We start from the raw sequence: 17,586 nt of genomic DNA on the forward strand, positions 1-17,586 counted from the left end.
GCTTTTCGAGGGCCCCAGTAGAATTCCTGTGAGTTAACGCACAACTTTGTAGTTGTCTAATTGTTGTTGTGATAGCCATTCTTCTTGAATGTCACTGGCATGTTGCGTTAGTTTGGCTCCTTCTTGGATAAGGAGGTGACAGCCTTTAGTTTGAGGAATGAGGGGTGATCCTGGAACGGCGAAGACTTCTCTTCCTTGATCAAGCGCCTGTTCAACCGTTATCATCGTCCCGCTTCTTTCCATCGCTTCAATCACCAGTATGCCAAAGGATATCCCACTTATAATCCGGTTCCTCTCTGGAAAATGATGTTTCGCCGGTCGCACAAAAGGAGGATATTCACTAATAACAAGGCCGCTTCTCCTTATCTCATTAAATAATGTAATATGTTCCTTCGGGTAAATATATTCAAAGCCACCACCCAAAACAGCAATTGTTTTATGGTGATGGTCGAGTGTAAGTTGATGAGCATAGCCATCTATTCCCTTTGCCATACCACTTGCGATTACCCATTCATCCCGCACCAACGGACGAAGGATATGCTCCATTTTCGGGATTGCCTCACCAGATGGTTTGCGGGAACCGATGACACTTAATATTTTACTTTGCTTTAATAAAGATATATCCCCACAAGCATAGAGTACAAGCGGAGCATCTTTTATTTTTCTTAACATGGATGGATAGGCCTCGTCAACTATTGTAATGATCTTATATTGCTTTATCACATCAATAAAGCGTTTTTTTAATTCGGGATCTTTTAGGCGAGCATGGAGCTTATTTGCTGTGTCGATACGAAGGGAAAAATGCTGGTTTAATTCTGTTGGGGTCATTTCATAAAGCGAGGCTAGAGTTGGATCTTTCAGCATAAAACGATAAATCATTTTCCTGCTTGCTATATTCGTCAGATGGACATGAATCAATCGATAACGAATATTCTTCACTGTCCTCACATCCTTTTTATTAGTAAAGAGGGCTAAAAGCGTACTTTCAGCCCTCTTTCATTTTATTAAAGGGTTTTACACTTTTCAGCTAAGCCCTTTTCTTCCAATACTTTAATCATCGTTTCACCCATAACAGCAGGTGTGTCAGCAACAGTAATGCCACAATCTTTCATGACGCGGGTCTTCTCTTCGGCTGTACCTTTTCCGCCGGAGATGATAGCACCAGCATGTCCCATCCGTTTTCCTGGGGGTGCAGTTGCTCCACCAATAAAGCCTACTACTGGTTTCGTCATATTATCTTTTATCCATTCTGCCGCTTCTTCTTCAGCAGTTCCGCCGATTTCCCCGATCATAATCACTGCTTCCGTTTCCGGATCCTTATTAAAGGCATCAAGGACATCAATAAAGTCAGTACCATTAACTGGGTCCCCGCCAATACCAACAGCGGAAGTTTGGCCATAACCAGCCTGTGTCAGCTGATGTACTGCTTCGTAAGTAAGTGTTCCCGAACGAGAAACGACTCCGATATGGCCTTTTTTATGGATATATCCAGGCATAATTCCAATCTTTGTCTCGTCAGCTGTAATAACACCCGGACAGTTCGGGCCGATTAAACGAGTTTTCTTCCCTTCCATATAGCGCTTCACTTTTACCATATCAAGTACTGGAATATGCTCTGTAATACAGATGACTAAATCAAGTTCAGCATCCGTTGCCTCAATGATTGCGTCAGCCGCAAACGGTGCTGGTACATAGATTACAGACGCATTCGCACCTGTCGCATCAACCGCTTCCTGAACGGTGTTAAAAACAGGCACACCTTCCACTTCTGAACCACCTTTTTTCGGTGAAGTTCCTCCTACGATTTTTGTCCCGTATTCAAGCATTTGTTTCGTGTGGAATCTAGCAGTTCCACCGGTAATGCCTTGGACAATTACTTTTGTATCTTTATTAACAAATACACCCATTTAGTTTGTCCGCCCTTTCTCTATTTTCCAATTTTCATAGATTGATTTCGAATTATTTTACTAGAGAAACAATCTTCTGTGCTCCATCCGCCATAGAGCTTGCAGAAGTGATATTTAAGCCAGATTCATTTAGAATTTTCTTACCTAAATCTACGTTTGTTCCTTCTAAACGGACTACTAAAGGAATTTGCAAGCCAACTTCCTTTGTAGCAGCCACAACCCCTTCAGCGATAACATCACACTTCATAATGCCACCAAAGATATTGACAAAAATACCTTTCACATTCTCGTCAGAAAGTATGATTTTAAATGCTTCGGTAACTTTTTCAGCTGTTGCACCACCACCAACATCGAGGAAGTTAGCCGGTTCGCCGCCATAATATTTGATAATGTCCATGGTAGACATCGCAAGCCCTGCACCATTTACCATACAGCCGATATTCCCATCAAGGGAAACATAGCTCAAGTCATGTTTGCTTGCTTCGATTTCCTTTTCATCTTCTTCATCCAAGTCGCGAAGTTCTTGCACTTCCGGCTGGCGATAAAGTGCGTTTTCATCAAAATTCAGCTTAGCATCGAGTGCAAGAACATTCCCGTCACCAGTTGTAACAAGTGGATTAATCTCTGCAATCGAGCAGTCTTTTGCTACAAAAGCTTCATATAATGCAGTCATGAAACCGACCGCTTTGTTTATTAAATCATGAGGAATATTCATATTAAATGCCATACGGCGGGCTTGATAAGGCATGAGTCCTACTACCGGATCAACAACCTCATAGAAGATTTTTTCCGGTGTTGCTTCTGCGACTTCCTCAATTTCCGTACCGCCTTCTTCAGAGCCCATCATGACAACACGTGAAGTTGCTCGGTCTAAGACGACACCAATATAGTATTCTTTTTGGATATCGCAACCTTCTTCAATTAAAAGCCGTTTCACTTCCTTGCCTTCTGGTCCAGTTTGTTGTGTAACTAAAACTTTGCCTAGGATTTCCTCTGCATATGTACGAACCTCTTCCATATTTTTAGCTACTTTTACCCCTCCGGCTTTGCCTCGTCCACCCGCGTGGATTTGTGCCTTTACTACGTTAACGTCCGTTCCTAGCTTTTCAGCTGCTTCCACTGCTTCATCAACAGTATACGCAACATATCCTCTAGGAACCTTCACGCCAAATTCACGTAGTAGTTCTTTGGCTTGATACTCATGAATGTTCATCTTTCATCCTCCCAACATAATAAATGCAATTCCATTGTATAAAATTAAAACCGTTTTCACAAGAAATATGCGATAGTCGGTTAATAATCTTGCATATTTTTATCACGTATTAACGGTCTGTAATATCCCCTCATCTAAACATAAGGGAAGCTCAAAATGTCAAGGCGGGGATATACAGTCCGTAAATACCTGATTCTGTTCAACTAACATTCAGTGGGGAGGGTAAGATCCCCCACTGAATGAAGGTTCACTTTATGATTTATCAGCATATTCGCGATCTGCTTGATAAATAAATGCAAATACTTCCGCGACAACTTGATAAAGTTCTTCAGGTATCACTTCATTTACATTTAATTCAGCTAATAACTCTACAAGACTCTCATCCTCGACAATCGGTACATTATGCTCTTCTGCAAGTTTTATAATTTCTTCGGCTACATAACCTTTCCCTGCAGCACTGACAATAGGAGCGTTATGCTTATCCTGTTTATAACTCAATGAAACCGCTCTTCTTCGCTTTTCAGTCATATGCGAAAATCAACTCCCTGTCTGCTATCTGACAATTTTTCATCCATAATAGCTGGTAGGTTCTCTTTTTCTTCCAGCTTTTTAAAAGTAATGGAAGTCAAACGGTAATTTAAGTTTGCTAGATTTTCACCAAGCATATCTTTAAATAAGTTGGCAACCCCCGGGATGCCTCGTGTATTATTAAAAACCGTCAATGAAACCGACCGTTGCTGAATATTTACATCAATAACCGTTTCTTTAAGATTCCCGAGTTCCAAGTAAAAGAGGATACGACAATAATCAGGATCGATTTTGTCTTCATCATTTTTCTTTCCTTCCAGTTCAATCATCAAATCTTTAACAAGTCCGAGACGTTCAGCCGGTACTTGTAACATAGCCTGGATATTCGTAGGTGTCTCATTCACACTCTGCAATTGCAAGCCTTGAATCAAGTGCAGTAATTTAGTCTGATGCTGTGCTCCCGAATTGTCTTCACCTGACGCAAGCTGGAGAAGCAGCCCTTTTAATGTATCGTTTAGATTTCCTGGGTCTCTTTCCGTTACTAATCGATTCTCATAGTTTAACCCGAGCATGGTAATAGACTGGCGGACTTGTTCAAGAAATCTTTCCTTAGGAGCGAGGTTAAGAAATTCCACAGAATCTTTAGCTTGTTTACTGAGCGAAGTTAATAAAGATAAATTTTCTTTGCTTCCGAGCGACTGAATTCCCCGAAATACTGCTAGAACATCCTGTTCCGTCCCTCCCGCCAGTTGCCGGTCTAATAAAGGGAAAAACGTCTCATTTATGTCTTGTTGAACTTCAAAAATTAATTCTTTCGGTATCATATTCCCGGATACTTGCAATAATTTTAATTGCGGTTCCCAGCGATTTAAAAACTGTTGTACTGCACCATGGAATCGGCTTCTTTCACTATCCAAACGGTTAAACAACTGAAAGACTTCTTCTTCACTCAATCGGAACGGAAGGCTTGGACTCGTTTGCCCTTTTTCTAGCGAACTAGCCCGCATGTCTAAAAAGTTATTCCACTCCTTAACCCAGCCGGGAAAATCGACTTTTGCTGAAATTACGCCTAACCCTTGTAAAGCGCGGAATAACGTTTGGTTATCCGCAGAATTCTGAACGTTTATTTCCTTCATTAATGCTTCATTAAAGGGAAGTGGAGCCTCATTTAATCTTGTAATGTTTTCCTCTATACGTCGCGCGATATCAGTTCTTAAGGTGGATGACAAATTGTTAGCCTGTTGTAATACAACATTCAGTTGCTCTGAGACTGTCACAGTTTTACTTGTAACGAGCGACTGGAGAATTGTTTCAGTCATTGGCAATTTATTTGCGAGCATTTCCACTAATGCAGCTGTTGCATGGGTTTTATTTTTTTCACCCTTTAAGAGTTCTATTGCTTGTTGAAGTTCATTTTTATCGAAAGGAACCGAATAGCGCATAAGTAGTTGCAATAATTGCAGATTGTGCTTAGTCGTTTTTATTCCCAATTGCCTTAAAAGCTTGGACAAATCAACTTTATCATCCCTTTTCAACTGTTCACCGAGTACACGCAGCTGGAGCGAGCCAGCGGTGGAAGCCACCTGAAAATGATAGCTTCCACCAAGCACTAAACCAACTTGTAAACTTGCAATCAAACGATTTCCACCAAGTCTAATTTCCGCTTTATTTTCAGGATAAAGTTTCAATACTTCACCTTGGATGATTTGCCCAGGACGAAGGGATTGTCGCTCGGTGCGGTTAAGCTCTAATGTATTTGAATTTAGTATTTGCGACAATTGCAATGGAGAAACCTCCTTTTTAACCGATAAAGTGAAACTTCATTCAGTGGGTGTATTACAGACCGTTAATACGTGATAAAGTGAACCTTCATTCAGTGGGGGATCTTTCCCCCACTGAATGTTAGTTGAACAGAATCAGGTATTTACGGACTGTATATCCCCGCCTTGACATTTTGAGCTTCCCTTATGTTTAGATTAGGGGGTATTACAGACCGTTAATACGTGATAAATTCACGAATTGGGGCAAAGGATTTCCGGTGATAGGGAGATATGCCGTATGATTGTAATCCTTCCAGATGTTTTTTCGTTCCATAACCCATATTAGAATTAAAGTCATACATTGGAAACTCATTATGTATTTCTTTCATCAGACGATCACGTGTCACTTTAGCAAGAACACTTGCAGCCGCGATTGAAACGCTTCTCGCATCCCCTTTGATAATGGCTTCACTCGACATCTTGAGTTCGGGTAATTGGACAGCATCGATTAATACATGATTAGGCTGCTTCTCCAAACCTCGAACCGCTTCGTACATGGCGAGCTTAGTCGCCTCTAAAATGTTCATTTGATCGATTGTTTCGTTGGAGATAACTGCAATATGATAGCTGATCGCCTGTTCTTTAATAATTGCATAAAAGTAATCACGATCTTTTTCCGACAGTTGTTTGGAATCATTTAAACCGAGGAGCTTAAAATCTTGTGGTAAGATGACGGATGCCGCAACGACTGGACCAGCAAGTGGCCCTCGGCCGGCTTCATCGACTCCCGCGACAAGCTTTCGGCCGCTATTTCTTGCCTCATTTTCAAAATAACACATTTCTCTGAAGGCAATGATTTGCTGTTGTTTCTTTTCCTGTAATTTTGCATGTTTTCGAACGAGTGCTTGGACTCCTTTCCTATCATCCTGCTTTAACTGTTCGACTATTTCCTCCGTTATTTCCCCATTTTCAAACAGCTGTCTTATAACAGCTATTGATTTCTCTCTCATACATACACCTTATTTCTGTCCATCATTATTCTTCCATACTTACGTCATCCGGTGCTTCCAATGAAACCCTCCCTATTCTGCCACTGCGCAGGTCACGTAGTACTAATTCCGATACTTTATCAAAATCAACTTCGCCCCCGCTTTCCAATGCACCGCGCTTTTTACCGATACGCTCAAATATTTCAACCATGTCATCAAGGTCTGCTTCTACGCCATAACGTTCTAGTAACAAATCAGGGTATTTTCGTTGTAAAAATTTAATAACAAAGACGACGATGTCCTGTAAGGAAATCACTTGGTCTTTTATTGTGCCGATTGAGGCAAGCCGATAGCCGACAACTTGATCTTCAAATTTCGGCCACAATATTCCGGGTGTATCAAGTAACTCAAAATCCTTCTTAATCTTTATCCAGAGCTGTTGTTTCGTAATGCCGGGCCGGTCCCCTGTCTTAGCTGCTTTTCTGTTCGCCAGGCGGTTAATTAATGTCGATTTGCCGACATTTGGGATACCCAATATCATAGCCCTGTGCGGTCGGGCTTTCATTCCCTTTGCCACGAGCTGATCTATTTTCTTTTTTCCAAGTTGTTTCGCTAGCTGAACGACTTGTTTCATATCATCTCTATTACTAGCATCTACAGCGACAGCAGGAATGTTTCTTTCTTTATAATAAGTAAGCCATGCTGCAGTAACGTTAGGATCTGCGAGGTCTCGCTTCATAAGCACAACCATTTTATCCTTATTCTGCACAATTTGGTGCAACATCGGATTTTCTGATGATAAGGGGGCCCTTGCATCGAGCAACTCTATAACGAAGTCAACAAGCCTTAAATTCCCTTCAACTTCACGTCTTGCCTTTGCCATATGGCCTGGAAACCACTGTACTTGCATGGCGATCACCTACTCTCCTACAAATTGAATTCGATCAAATGGCCAGTAAATCAAACTGGTTTTTCCTACAATTTGATCCATTGAAATTAGTCCTATCATGCGACTATCGGTGGAATTTCCTCGATTATCTCCAAGCACCAATACATGCCCTTCCGGTATAACATCGTAATTGCCCGGGATTTCCTCCAAAGAGAAATCATTACGGACAGAGTCGAAGGTGTTTGCATCGCTGTCGTTTTCTCGTAAAAAGTCCTGCGCCACAGGGTCTCCATCAATATACAGTACATCATCAATTACTGCTACATGTTCGCCTGGAAGTCCTATGACTCTTTTAATGAAATCCTTTTGTGAGGATGCGTGAAATACGACGATATCAAATCGTTCCGGATCATGAAAATAATAACTAAATTTGTTTACGATCATCTGATCTCGGTCATGTAATGTTGGTAGCATCGATGGACCATCTACAATGATTGGTGCGAATAAAAACATCCGCACAATAAAGGCGAGGCCAAGTGCTACCAATAATGCTTTCGTCCATTCTACCCATTCATTTTTCTTCTTCTTTGCCATCTGTTCTCCTCCGACACTCACATTTCCTTATCCTTATTAAGTTTGAACAATAAGTATGTTCATTATAACATTGAATAAGCGACTAGAGCATTAAAAAAGGAGCTTGAACATGTGCTCAAAGCTCCTTTCTTTTTATTATTTCTGTAATTAGCGACGTTCTTTAATGCGCGCTGCTTTACCACGTAGATTACGTAGGTAGTATAACTTAGCACGGCGTACAGTACCTTTACGAGTTACTTCAATCTTGTCAACGCGTGGTGAATGTACTGGGAAAGTACGCTCAACACCTACACCGTAAGAGATTTTTCTTACTGTGAATGTTTCGCTGATACCACCGTTTTGACGTTTGATAACGACGCCTTCGAAAATCTGGATACGCTCACGTGTACCTTCAACAACTTTAACGTGAACTTTCACGGTATCTCCCGGGCGGAATTCCGGACGATCTGTACGAAGCTGATCTTTTGTAATTTCTGCAATTAATTCTTGCATTTGCTTCACTCCTTCCAAACCAATGTTCATCATTCTCTAAAGGAACAGCGGAACATCGTTTATACGTGCATAAACACAACAACTAATATAGCATAAATCCGCATAGTATTCAACACATTTCTAAAAACATTTGGATTCCCCTGTGAAATTGTAATACTGGAGGTCCGCAGTCTTGTTATTCTATTGATTTATTTTGTTTGATTTCGTCTAGAATCTGCTTTTCTTCTTCTGTAAAGAAATAGTTTTCTAGGAGGTCTGGGCGACGTTCAAGGGTGCGGTTTAGGGACTCCGTTTTTCGCCATCTTGCAATTTTCGCATGATCTCCAGAAAGTAAAACATCAGGAACCGACATGTTGCGAAATGTCGCAGGTCTTGTGTAATGGGGATGTTCTAATAACCCTGTTGAAAATGAATCTTCAACTGCAGAGATTTCATTTCCAAGCACATCAGGCAAAAGACGAACGACACTGTCAACAATAACCATCGCCCCAAGCTCGCCACCAGTCAATACATAATCTCCAATAGAAATTTCATCTGTTGCAAGCCCTGTACGAATTCTTTCATCATAGCCTTCATAATGTCCACAAATAAAAATAAGATGTTCTTCCTTCGCCAGTTCTTCTGCTTTCTGTTGCGTATAACGTTCACCTTGGGGACAGAGGAGCACAATTCGAGGCTTTGTAGCTTTGTCTTCCAGACATGCATCTACTGCATCAAATACCGGCTGCGGCGTAAGTACCATGCCAGCACCTCCGCCATAAGGATAATCATCTACTTTACGATGTTTATTCGTCGTGTAATCTCGAAAGTTAACAAGATTATACGAAAATTTATTTTTTTCCTGGGCTTTCTTCAAGATGGATGATTGGAAAACCCCCTCCATCATTTCAGGGAATAATGTCAAAATATCGATATGCATTAATCAAGCAGTCCTTCCATCGGTTCAATAAAAATGCTTTTTTCTTGAACATCTATTCGTTTCACAACAGACTCAATATAAGGGATGTAGGCATCTTTCTTACCAGGGCGCTGTAAAACCCAGACATCGTTTGCGCCTGGTGCAAGTATTTCTTTAATTGTACCGAGCTTTTCGTCAGCAGTCGTATATACAGTACATCCGATAATTTCATGATAATAATATTCATTTTCCTCAAGCTCTGTCTGCTGATCTTCATGGATCTGTAAATAATGTCCTTTATATTTTTCCACATCATTGATGTTATCCATACCTTCGAAAGTAATCAGATCGAATCCTTTATGTATCCGATGACTGGCAATAATGAGTGGAAGCGTCGTTTCTTTGTCCTTTATATAAACGGTTTCTCCAATTCTAAACCGCTCTTCAAAATCAGTAATCCGCTTTATTTTCACTTCTCCTCGAACACCGTGTGTGTTGATGATTTTTCCAATATTAAACATTTTGTCAGCCATATCTGCACCTACCTACTCTTCTATTCGTACAACAATATTATCTTTTATAACAATTGCCTGCTGCTTCATTAACTCTTCCCAATTTGTCCCAATACCTACTTCAACAAGAGATTCAACTTCCCCTTCGACAATCTCACTTCCTAAATCTAAGACTTCGAGCTGCTCTTCCTTAAATTCAATTAGTTCGATTTTCTCTTTCCGTTTTTGAACTTCTTGATGGAATTTCCGCTCAACTTCTTGCTTATGAGCGCCTTTTTTATTAAGCATTTTTCTTTTCTCAAAAAGTAACTGTTGACACTCTTGTTCAAGTCGCATTTTCTGATCAAATAAATGAGCCTTTAATTTCTCTTTGCTCTTTTCCGTAATAATTTGTCTCACTTCAACTCTTTTAATAATTTTCACTGTTTTCCCTCACTTCCAGGCGTTTTACCAAATCAATTATGGATATTATTTAAAAAGAGGGTTAATCCTGATAAAGTGAACCTTCATTCAGTAGGGGTTTCCTCACCTCTCCCACTGAATGTTAGTTGAACAGAATCAGGGATTTACGGACTGTATATCTCTCACCTTCACATCTTAGGCTTCAATCCTGTTTAGAGATAGGGGTATTACAAACTGTTAATTCGTGATAAATGATTCAGTTAGAATGTGCAAAAGGGAAAGAAGAACCACTGGTCCCTTTCCCTTTTTTACATGATATCCAAATAAATCCGCTTATTCTCTTCCGTTTTTGCTGCATAAACAACGGTTCGAATCGCTTTTGCAATACGTCCATTCTTGCCAATCACTTTGCCAACATCATCTTCATGTACTTTGAGATGATAAACGATCTTCGTTTCCTCTTCCCTTTCTGTAACGCTGATATCCTCTGGATAATCAACGAGGGAAGTGACAATAGTTTCGATTAGGGCTTTCATGGTATCACACTACTTTGCTTGATTTTTTTGCTCGTGGAATTTTTGCATGATGCCTTCTGTTGAAAACAGATTGCGGACTGTATCACTTGGTTTAGCACCATTACCTAACCATTTAAGTGCTTTTTCTTCATCGATTTTAACTTCAACCGGGCTAACTACCGGGTTATATGTTCCGATTTGTTCGATTTGACGTCCATCACGTGGTGAGCGGGAATCTGCTACAACAATACGGTAAAATGGATTTCTTTTAGAACCCATACGTTTTAAACGAATTTTAACAGCCATTGATTGCACCTCCAATAATAGTTAATCACAATTTTAAATTCTAACAGAAAATATATAGTCTGTAAAGGGTTTTTACATGACATGCAAAAATAATTTCGTTGTTTTACATAAATGGCAGTTTGAAGCCGCCACCTTTACCCTTTTTCCCTTTTTGCATATTAGTCATTTGCTTCATCATTTTCTTCATTTCATCAAATTGCTTGAGCAACCGGTTCACCTGGGAAACGGTTGTACCAGAACCTTTTGCAATTCGCTTCTTCCTGCTGGCGTTAATAATACCCGGTTCCTGGCGCTCTTTTTTCGTCATGGATTTAGCGATTGCTTCAACCTGCGCGAGCTGTTTTTCATCAATTTGGGCGTTTTTCAACCCTTTCATCTTACCAGCACCCGGCAGCATGCCTAGTAGTTCGTCAAGTGGTCCCATTTGTTTTACTTGATCCATTTGTTCCAGGAAATCGTCAAAGGTGAAAGACATGGAACGCATTTTCTCCTCTAACGCTTTCGCCTGTTTCTCATCAACATTCGTCTGGGCTTTCTCGATTAATGATAAGACGTCACCCATTCCAAGAATTCTGGAAGCCATTCGTTCAGGATGGAAAGGTTCAAGCTGATCAAGTTTCTCCCCCATACCAGCAAATTTAATCGGCTTATCGGTGACCGCTTTAATGGATAATGCAGCACCGCCTCGGGTATCCCCGTCGAGTTTCGTTAATACAACTCCGCTAATATCCAGCTGATCATTAAAGCTTTCTGCAACATTAACTGCATCTTGACCAGTCATGGCGTCAACAACAAGGAATATCTCATCCGGGTTTGCGATTTTCTTAATTTCCTCAAGTTCTGTCATTAATTCCGTGTCCACGTGTAAACGACCAGCCGTGTCAATAATGACATAGTCATGATGGTCTTCTTTCGCTTTTTCAATTGCCTGCTTGGCGATATCTACCGGATTTGCCTCTGTTCCTAGAGAGAAAACAGGCATATCCAATTGACTACCAAGGGTTTCCAGTTGCTTGATCGCAGCCGGTCGATAGACGTCACACGCTACAAGCATCGGCTTACGATTATAATTTTTCCGTAAGAGGTTGGCAAGCTTTCCTGTCGTTGTTGTTTTACCTGCACCTTGTAAACCAACCATCATAATAATAGTTGGCGGACGGTCAGCTACAGCAATTTTACTGTTTTCTCCACCCATTAATTCAGTTAATTCATCACGGACAATTTTAATAACTTGCTGTCCCGGTGTAAGACTTTCCATTACTTCCTGGCCAACTGCCCGTTCCTTGATACGATTGATTAAATCTTTAACAACCTTAAAGTTTACATCAGCTTCAAGAAGGGCGAGCCGGATTTCGCGGGACATTTCTTTAATATCCTGTTCAGAAACCTTACCCTTTCCCGTTATCTTCTTGATCGTACTTTGCAGGCGTTCGGCTAAGCCTTCAAATGCCATAGAAGGTATCCTCCTAATCCAATTCTTTTAGTTTGTTGACTAACTGTTTTATTTCTTCATCGGATGCAATTTGTTCCAGCTCGTTCATAATCTTCGTCCGCTTGCAGAACTTTTCATATAAATTCAGCTTTTCTTCATAGGATTCGAGCATTGCTTCCGTTCGTTTAATATTGTCATAAACTGCTTGACGTGATACGGAAAACACTTCCGAAATCTCACTTAGTGAAAGGTCTTCCAAATAATATAATTTCATATACTTTTTTTGTTTTGACGTTAAAAGATCTTGATAAAAATCAAACAAAAAATTAATGCGCATTGTTTTTTCCAGCAATGGCAACGCCCCTTGTTAAGTGAAATCTCTTTACAAGTAATCATAACGAATAGATTGCTTAACTGTCAAGAAACGTCCTATTCTTCCGCACTTTCTTCTAACATATCAGCAAATAAACCATAAACAAATAAGGAAGCATCAAACTCTTGTAAATCACCTATTTGTTCTCCTAGGCCGATATATTTGACCGGGATCTTCAATTCATTTCGGATAGCAAGTACGATACCACCTTTTGCTGTACCATCCAACTTCGTCAAAACGATGCCAGATACATCTGTCGCACCTGAGAAAGTCTTCGCCTGGTTTAAGGCGTTCTGTCCTGTTGTTGCGTCAAGAACTAGTAATACTTCATGCGGTGCTCCAGGAACCTCCCTTTCAATAACACGCTTGATTTTCTCTAGTTCATTCATTAAATTAACTTTATTTTGCAGTCTGCCTGCGGTATCACATAGAAGCACATCCGCGTTACGCGATTTGGCAGCACGGATACCGTCATAGATCACAGCTGCTGGATCACTACCGGCACTTTGCTTAATCACTTCAACATCAGCGCGCTTCCCCCACTCTTCAAGTTGTTCAATAGCCCCAGCACGGAATGTATCGCCTGCTGCCATCATTACTTTTTTCCCTTCTTGCTTCAACTGATGGGCAAGCTTACCGATGGAGGTCGTTTTCCCAACACCGTTTACTCCAACGACTAAAATAACGGTCATTTCATTTTCCTGGATATTCAGGCGCTCAATATCCTCGTCATCTTCCCCGTAATAGATTTCTACCAATTTTTCCGAAATAACATCTTTGATCTCTTTTGTATCTTTAATATTTTGACGTTTCACTTCCATCTTCAGTTCATCAACTAAATCCATCACTGTCGTGACACCTACGTCTGCAGCTATGAGAACTTCCTCCAATTCCTCGAAAAAGTCTTCATCAACTTTACGGTAACGTGCTAGTAAATCATTAATTCTGCCAGAGAAAACTCCCCGGGTCTTCTTCATGCCTTCTTTATACTTCTCTTGAACTTGGTTAGCTTCCTCATCTTGTTTAAAACGTTTTTTAAATTTATCAAAAAAACTCATGTCCCTTTTTCCTCCTTATGATTCGACTAGATCAGCGGTCTCTTCCAGTTTTACGGAAACGAGACGGGATACTCCAGATTCTTGCATTGTTACACCATATAGCACATCTGCTTCTTCCATTGTGCCTTTCCGGTGGGTAATTACAATAAATTGTGTCTGTTCACTGTAAAGTTTTACATATTTTGCAAAACGGGTTACATTCGCTTCATCCAGCGCGGCTTCCACCTCATCGAGAATACAGAAAGGGACAGGACGGACTCTTAAAATGGCAAATAATAACGCAATTGCTGTCAGTGCCCGTTCTCCACCTGAAAGAAGTCCTAGTTGCTGAAGTTTCTTTCCAGGAGGTTGAGCAATAATTTCCACACCGGTTTCCAACATCTTATTCGGATCGGTAAGCTTCAATTCTGCTTTTCCACCACCGAACAGCTCTTTAAACACCGTCTCGAACTCTTCTTTTATCGCCTGAAAAGTAGTTTCAAATCGTTCAATCATTTCTACATCAAGTTCTGCAATGACTTTGTATAGCGTAGTTTTCGCATCTATGAGATCAGTCTGTTGCTCGGTCAAGAAGGTGTATCTTTCATGGATTCGCTCATATTCATCGATCGACCCGAGATTAACCGTACCTAAATTAGCAATCCGTTGTTTTAATTGCTCTACTTCCTGTTTCGATTGATGGATATCTGTTGATTTCTCAAAAGTTTGCTTGGCCTTCTCAAATGTTATCGTATATTCCGTCTGCAAATGCGTTAATCGGTTCTCAAGCTCGACATCAAGACGGTTCATCTTCACTTCATGTTGTTGAATAGTTGCAAGCATTGCCTGACTACGTTTATTTTCTTCCCGCAGTTCTTTCTCTTCGTCACTAATCGTTTGTGTCCGATTTGCCCGATCATTGCGCAGTTCTTGAATGGATGTTGTTAACGCATCCTTTGTTATCTTCTCTTCTGATATGGCTGCATCAATCGTTTCTTCCGTTTCTTCATTCTCAAGAATCGAATCAAGCTCTGTTAATTTTTCAATATTCTCTTTCAACATAGCTGAAGTCGTTTGGACTTGTTCTTTCAAGCTTTTCACTTTATCTGATTGGTTACGGTAACGCTCTTCCTGTTTTGCAAGCAATAATTTTTGTTCATGATATTGATTCTGCAGTAGCTCCCTGTTTTCTTTAACAGCAGATTCTTCTTTGGTTAGCTGTTCAATTTGTGCTTCTGCCTCTTTTAGTTTCATTTTCAATTCTGCCAACCGTTCCTCAAGTTCCGTTTTCCGTTGTTTCAGATACTCCGTGTCTTCTAGGTATTGTTTCTCTTCCTGATCATAAAGGGAGAGACTGTCATTTAATGATTTCAATTGCAATTCAACTTCATGAAAAGAAGATTGCAAGGCTTGTAATTGCTGTTGTTCGGTCGTCAATGTTTGTTCCTCAGACCGCAATTCCCGTTCTTTTTCTTCCGTGATTCTTTTTTGTTCTTCCACTCGTTTGGCAAAAGTTTCAGTTCGGGGTTCGTAGCTCGTTAATTTATCTCGTAACTCTTCCAGTTCCTTCTCTCTTGTAAATAAGGACTGGTTCTTTTGTCTGGTGGCTCCACCTGTCATTGCCCCACCTGGAGCGACAACGTCACCTTCGAGCGTTACAATCCGATATTTTCTGCCTGTTAGTCCAGCAATTTCATTTGCATCTTTCAGTGTCTCGGTAATGATGACATGCCCCATCAAGTGATTAACGGCACGCTGATAATTTGGCGTTGTCTCTACTAATTCAGCTGCAATACCAACGAATCCGTGATGTTCTTTTATTCGCTCAACTAGCTGCCTTGGAACATACCTTTCTTGAATAGTTGTAAGTGGTAGAAACGTTGCTCTACCGTTATTTGTCTTCTTCAACCAAGTAATTGCTGTACGGGCAATTCGTTCATCTGGAACGACAATATGTTGTGCCTGGCCTCCAAGAACTGTTTCAATTGCAAGGATATAAGCTTTAGGGACTTCAATAAGCTCAATAACTGCTCCTTCAATCTGCTGTAATTCTCCCTTTTCCCTTGCCTTCAGAATTGCCTTTACACCGTGAAAGAAGCCTTGAAAATCTTCCTTCATTTCCTCAAGCATTTCTTTTTTGGATTTTAACTTTTCGATATATTGATAACCTTGATACAGCTTCTTCTGCATATCTTGGAATTGTCTGCGATTCGCTTCTACATCAATCCTAAGCTGTTTGATCTTCTGCTCACTTGTCTCACAAATTTCCTGCTGCCGCTGCCGCTCTTTTTCTGCTTCCTCTCTTACTTGTTCAAGCTTCTTTCTTTCTTCGAGGGATGCTTTGAACCTTTCAGCTTGTCTTTGATTTTTATTATTATATTGTTCCGATTGTCTATCAATCGACTGCAATTCATTGCGACTAGCAGCCTGTTCATTCAAAAGCTCGATATAGTCAGATTTTAATTCTTCAATTTGTTCTGCTATTGTTTCTTCTGTTCGACTCAATTTCGTTTCAAGATCTTTAATTGATTCTCTTATTTTTTCCTTTTCGGCTAAGAACGTTTTTCGTTTTTCTTCTTCTTCTTTTAACTGCTCTTCTGTATTTCTCAGCTGAGACTCTGTATATTTCTGGTCGTCCAACAGTTTTTGTTTATTTTCTCCGTGATGCTTACTGCGTTCGGAGAGGAGTTGCTTTTTCCCTTCCAATTTCTCCAGTTGTTCTGTCGATTGGAGTAGTTTCCCTTGCAGTTCCTCAATTCTTTCATCCAACTGCAAGTTCTGTTCTTTCTGTTCTTCAATCCATACTTCTTTTTGTTGAATCTCCGCTTTTAATGCGATATGCTTCTCATTTTCTGTTCCAAGCTGTTGTTTGATCGTCTTCCATTGTTCATGGAGCGTTTCTATTTCTGCGATTAGTAAGGAGATTTCCTTCTCTTTCAACTGGTCCTTTAAAGTTAAGTACTGATTTGCGGTATTCTTTTGTTCCTCGAGTGGTCCGAGTTGTGATTCGATTTCATGAAGTATGTCTTCCACTCTGTTCAAGTTCTCTTGTGTTTCTGCAAGCTTATATTCTGATTTCTTCTTCCGTTGTTTATATTTTAAAACACCTGCAGCTTCTTCAAAAATCGTTCTTCTTTCTTCCGCTTTCGAACTAAGGATTTCTTCTACTTTCCCTTGACTGATAATGGAGAAAGCTTCTCTTCCTAATCCGGAATCCATAAATAGATCGATAATATCTTTTAATCGGCAGGATTGTTTATTAATATAGAATTCACTTTCCCCAGAACGATAAACCCTTCTTGTTACACTGACTTCTTCATATTCAAGGGGCAAAGCTTTATCTTTGTTATCCAATACGAGGGTCACTTCGGCAACATTTAATGCTTTACGGGTGTCACTTCCTTGGAATATGATATCTTCCATTTTGGAACCGCGTAAAGATTTCGCAGATTGCTCGCCCAACACCCAACGTATCGCGTCGGTTATATTACTTTTTCCACTACCATTTGGTCCGACTACCGCGGTTACACCTGGAACAAATTCAATCGAAATTCGTTCCGCAAACGACTTAAAGCCGAGACTTTCCAATTTTTTTAAATACATATTCATTCTCCTATTATATAACAAACAACTTTTGGGAAATCGCTTGTATATATAAGGTTTTTCAACTTATTCATTTTATCATAATCTACTTGCCAAAAGAAGTCTGGCATACATTTTCCAGCGGATACGATTCGTA

General features: G+C 40.3%; 18 protein-coding genes. All 18 read right to left on the minus strand.

Annotated elements, in window-relative coordinates; translation table 11 throughout:
* Positions 1 to 33: 33 nt before the first annotated feature.
* Complete coding sequence (dprA, locus tag WKU33_RS05855; protein WP_198042594.1) at positions 34 to 939, minus strand: DNA-processing protein DprA; 906 nt, start codon at positions 937 to 939, stop codon at positions 34 to 36.
* A gap of 65 nt (positions 940 to 1,004) precedes the next feature.
* Positions 1,005 to 1,907 carry a succinate--CoA ligase subunit alpha gene (gene sucD / locus WKU33_RS05860; protein ID WP_156855467.1) on the minus strand — a complete coding sequence of 301 codons (903 nt, stop codon included), beginning with the start codon at positions 1,905 to 1,907 and terminating at the stop codon, positions 1,005 to 1,007.
* Between the two features lie 52 nt (positions 1,908 to 1,959).
* The gene (gene sucC, locus WKU33_RS05865; protein WP_156855468.1) at positions 1,960 to 3,120 is read right to left on the minus strand and encodes an ADP-forming succinate--CoA ligase subunit beta; all 1,161 of its coding nucleotides are present in this window, start codon (positions 3,118 to 3,120) and stop codon (positions 1,960 to 1,962) included.
* A gap of 252 nt (positions 3,121 to 3,372) precedes the next feature.
* A complete protein-coding gene (locus WKU33_RS05870) occupies positions 3,373 to 3,648 on the minus strand; it encodes an EscU/YscU/HrcU family type III secretion system export apparatus switch protein (protein WP_156855469.1) in 276 nt (91 codons plus the stop codon).
* Complete coding sequence (locus WKU33_RS05875) at positions 3,645 to 5,432, minus strand: hypothetical protein (RefSeq protein WP_156855470.1); 1,788 nt, start codon at positions 5,430 to 5,432, stop codon at positions 3,645 to 3,647. Before WKU33_RS05875 ends, WKU33_RS05870 begins: the two co-directional genes overlap by 4 nt.
* Before the next feature lie 212 nt (positions 5,433 to 5,644).
* Positions 5,645 to 6,418, minus strand: a complete 774-nt coding sequence (locus WKU33_RS05880; RefSeq protein ID WP_156855471.1) for a ribonuclease HII — start codon at positions 6,416 to 6,418, stop codon at positions 5,645 to 5,647.
* Positions 6,419 to 6,443: 25 nt separating this feature from the next.
* On the minus strand, positions 6,444 to 7,307 hold the full coding sequence (ylqF, locus tag WKU33_RS05885) for a ribosome biogenesis GTPase YlqF (RefSeq protein ID WP_156855472.1): 864 nt from the start codon (positions 7,305 to 7,307) through the stop codon (positions 6,444 to 6,446).
* Between the two features lie 9 nt (positions 7,308 to 7,316).
* Positions 7,317 to 7,880 carry a signal peptidase I gene (gene lepB / locus WKU33_RS05890; protein WP_156855473.1) on the minus strand — a complete coding sequence of 188 codons (564 nt, stop codon included), beginning with the start codon at positions 7,878 to 7,880 and terminating at the stop codon, positions 7,317 to 7,319.
* Between the two features lie 147 nt (positions 7,881 to 8,027).
* Positions 8,028 to 8,372, minus strand: coding sequence for a 50S ribosomal protein L19 (rplS, locus tag WKU33_RS05895; protein ID WP_156855474.1), 345 nt, complete (start codon positions 8,370 to 8,372; stop codon positions 8,028 to 8,030).
* A 175-nt stretch (positions 8,373 to 8,547) separates the two neighbouring features.
* The gene (trmD, locus tag WKU33_RS05900; protein ID WP_156855475.1) at positions 8,548 to 9,291 is read right to left on the minus strand and encodes a tRNA (guanosine(37)-N1)-methyltransferase TrmD; all 744 of its coding nucleotides are present in this window, start codon (positions 9,289 to 9,291) and stop codon (positions 8,548 to 8,550) included.
* Positions 9,291 to 9,803: a ribosome maturation factor RimM gene (rimM, locus tag WKU33_RS05905; protein ID WP_156855476.1), complete on the minus strand. Its 513-nt coding sequence runs from the start codon at positions 9,801 to 9,803 to the stop codon at positions 9,291 to 9,293. The genes trmD and rimM overlap by 1 nt, the downstream gene beginning before the upstream one ends.
* A 12-nt stretch (positions 9,804 to 9,815) precedes the next feature.
* Positions 9,816 to 10,205, minus strand: a complete 390-nt coding sequence (locus WKU33_RS05910) for a YlqD family protein (protein WP_156855477.1) — start codon at positions 10,203 to 10,205, stop codon at positions 9,816 to 9,818.
* A gap of 287 nt (positions 10,206 to 10,492) precedes the next feature.
* A complete protein-coding gene (locus WKU33_RS05915; RefSeq protein WP_156855478.1) occupies positions 10,493 to 10,720 on the minus strand; it encodes a KH domain-containing protein in 228 nt (75 codons plus the stop codon).
* A gap of 9 nt (positions 10,721 to 10,729) precedes the next feature.
* On the minus strand, positions 10,730 to 11,005 hold the full coding sequence (gene rpsP, locus WKU33_RS05920) for a 30S ribosomal protein S16 (RefSeq protein WP_156855479.1): 276 nt from the start codon (positions 11,003 to 11,005) through the stop codon (positions 10,730 to 10,732).
* Between the two features lie 103 nt (positions 11,006 to 11,108).
* Complete coding sequence (gene ffh / locus WKU33_RS05925; protein ID WP_156855480.1) at positions 11,109 to 12,458, minus strand: signal recognition particle protein; 1,350 nt, start codon at positions 12,456 to 12,458, stop codon at positions 11,109 to 11,111.
* A gap of 13 nt (positions 12,459 to 12,471) precedes the next feature.
* Positions 12,472 to 12,789: a putative DNA-binding protein gene (locus WKU33_RS05930; protein ID WP_156855481.1), complete on the minus strand. Its 318-nt coding sequence runs from the start codon at positions 12,787 to 12,789 to the stop codon at positions 12,472 to 12,474.
* A gap of 77 nt (positions 12,790 to 12,866) precedes the next feature.
* Complete coding sequence (ftsY, locus tag WKU33_RS05935) at positions 12,867 to 13,868, minus strand: signal recognition particle-docking protein FtsY (RefSeq protein WP_156855482.1); 1,002 nt, start codon at positions 13,866 to 13,868, stop codon at positions 12,867 to 12,869.
* A 15-nt stretch (positions 13,869 to 13,883) separates the two neighbouring features.
* The gene (gene smc, locus WKU33_RS05940) at positions 13,884 to 17,450 is read right to left on the minus strand and encodes a chromosome segregation protein SMC (protein WP_340453659.1); all 3,567 of its coding nucleotides are present in this window, start codon (positions 17,448 to 17,450) and stop codon (positions 13,884 to 13,886) included.
* Positions 17,451 to 17,586: the final 136 nt, after the last annotated feature.

It is taken from the genome of Oceanobacillus sp. HCA-5259 (assembly GCF_037892815.1).
GTDB lineage: Bacteria > Bacillota > Bacilli > Bacillales > Amphibacillaceae > Oceanobacillus > Oceanobacillus indicireducens.

Coding starts and splice junctions, on each gene's coding strand:
- lepB (WP_156855473.1), bottom strand. CDS start 7,880: ATGGCAAAGAAGAAGAAAAATGAATGGGTAGAATGGACGAAAGCATTA.
- ffh (WP_156855480.1), bottom strand. CDS start 12,458: ATGGCATTTGAAGGCTTAGCCGAACGCCTGCAAAGTACGATCAAGAAG.
- rpsP (WP_156855479.1), bottom strand. CDS start 11,005: ATGGCTGTTAAAATTCGTTTAAAACGTATGGGTTCTAAAAGAAATCCA.
- WKU33_RS05880 (WP_156855471.1), bottom strand. CDS start 6,418: ATGAGAGAGAAATCAATAGCTGTTATAAGACAGCTGTTTGAAAATGGG.
- smc (WP_340453659.1), bottom strand. CDS start 17,450: ATGTATTTAAAAAAATTGGAAAGTCTCGGCTTTAAGTCGTTTGCGGAA.
- WKU33_RS05870 (WP_156855469.1), bottom strand. CDS start 3,648: ATGACTGAAAAGCGAAGAAGAGCGGTTTCATTGAGTTATAAACAGGAT.
- ylqF (WP_156855472.1), bottom strand. CDS start 7,307: ATGCAAGTACAGTGGTTTCCAGGCCATATGGCAAAGGCAAGACGTGAA.
- rplS (WP_156855474.1), bottom strand. CDS start 8,372: ATGCAAGAATTAATTGCAGAAATTACAAAAGATCAGCTTCGTACAGAT.
- rimM (WP_156855476.1), bottom strand. CDS start 9,803: ATGGCTGACAAAATGTTTAATATTGGAAAAATCATCAACACACACGGT.
- sucC (WP_156855468.1), bottom strand. CDS start 3,120: ATGAACATTCATGAGTATCAAGCCAAAGAACTACTACGTGAATTTGGC.
- trmD (WP_156855475.1), bottom strand. CDS start 9,291: ATGCATATCGATATTTTGACATTATTCCCTGAAATGATGGAGGGGGTT.
- WKU33_RS05915 (WP_156855478.1), bottom strand. CDS start 10,720: ATGAAAGCCCTAATCGAAACTATTGTCACTTCCCTCGTTGATTATCCA.
- sucD (WP_156855467.1), bottom strand. CDS start 1,907: ATGGGTGTATTTGTTAATAAAGATACAAAAGTAATTGTCCAAGGCATT.
- ftsY (WP_156855482.1), bottom strand. CDS start 13,868: ATGAGTTTTTTTGATAAATTTAAAAAACGTTTTAAACAAGATGAGGAA.